The 1162-nt window shown below is 65.1% G+C and carries 1 protein-coding gene and 1 pseudogene; one reads left to right on the top strand and one right to left on the bottom strand.

Translation table 11 applies throughout. The annotated features are described in order from the left end of the window. Positions 1-59 precede the first annotated feature (59 nt). Positions 60-851 carry a PspA/IM30 family protein gene (locus EAW56_RS12380; RefSeq protein WP_122086849.1) on the top strand — a complete coding sequence of 264 codons (792 nt, stop codon included), beginning with the start codon at positions 60-62 and terminating at the stop codon, positions 849-851. On the opposite strand, the pseudogene EAW56_RS12385 reads toward EAW56_RS12380, so the two are convergent. Continuing rightward, positions 848-1162: pseudogene (locus EAW56_RS12385) on the bottom strand (NYN domain-containing protein); the annotation flags it as partial. The gene EAW56_RS12380 and the pseudogene EAW56_RS12385 sit on opposite strands and share 4 nt — an antisense overlap.

The following is a 1162-nucleotide window of genomic DNA, read 5'->3' on the forward strand; positions in this document are numbered from 1 at the left end:
CCGAAAACCTGCGTACACTGGGGCGGCGACCATTTTGCGACGACGGAAGGACACGACACATGGCAAACCCGTTCTCTAAGGGCTGGAAGTACCTGATGCAGTCGTTCGACACCAAGATCGACGAAAACGCTGACCCCAAAGTGCAGCTCCAGCAGGCGATTGAGCAGGCGAAGAAGAACCACCGCGACATCTCCGAGCAGGCGGCCACCATCATTGGTAACCGCAACCAGCTGGAGATGAAGCTGGACCGCCTGATCAAGTCGCAGGAGGACCTGCAGCAGAAGGCCCGAGTGGCGCTCCAGGCCGCCGACAAGGCGCAGGGCGAGGGCGACGCGCAGAAGGCGCAGGAGTTTAACAACACCGCCGAGGTGCTCGCGTCCCAGCTGGTCGCTGTGGAGCAGGACCTGGAGCAGACGAAGCAGGCCCATGCGTCGGCCGATCAGGCGGCGCGCGAGGCGCAGGCGCAGCAGCAGCAGTCCGAGGCGCGCCTGCAGGAGCAGCTGCAGCAGGCGAAGCAGCTCGAATCCCAGCTGGGCCAGGCGAAGATGCAGGAGGCCACGTCCAAGACGATGGACTCCATGAACAACTTCACCGCGGACCAGAACGTGCCCACCATGGATGGCGTGCGCGACAAGATTGAGAAGCGCTACGCCACCGCGCTCGGCCAGCAGGAGCTGGCCAAGGACTCGCTGGGCGACCGCATGGCGGAGATTGAATCCGCTGGTACGGACGTTGCCGCGGCAAGCAAGCTGGACGAGATCCGCGCCTCGATGGGCTCCGGGAGCGCCGACAAGCAGCTGGAGGCCCCGGCAGCTCCTGAGGAGTCCGAGGAGTCCAGCAAGGGCGACTAGTTGCGGCTGATGCTGATCAGCACGCCGCGAATGCCCGAGTGAAACCCATCGCGGAGATTGACGCGCTGGGTTTCACTCAGCGTGTACTCGTGCAGCGTCTCGCACGCGAACTGCAGGAGCGGGCGATCAATTTCGGGCGGGAGGCCGCCTCCGGAGAGCATGTGCGCCTTGTCGCGCTGCTCCGAGGAGGCGGCGTTTTCGTACCACCAGGACGCATACTGCTGGCCCACGTCGTACGGGGTCTGGAAGCCCGCCGAGGTCCACACCTCCTCCGGGAGAGGGACGTAGCGCGAGCGTAGCTTGCGCCGGGG

Origin of the sequence: Corynebacterium gottingense (assembly GCF_003693265.1) — a bacterium.
GTDB classification, from domain to species: Bacteria; Actinomycetota; Actinomycetes; order Mycobacteriales; family Mycobacteriaceae; genus Corynebacterium; species Corynebacterium gottingense.

Coding starts and splice junctions, on each gene's coding strand:
- EAW56_RS12380 (WP_122086849.1), top strand. CDS start 60: ATGGCAAACCCGTTCTCTAAGGGCTGGAAGTACCTGATGCAGTCGTTC.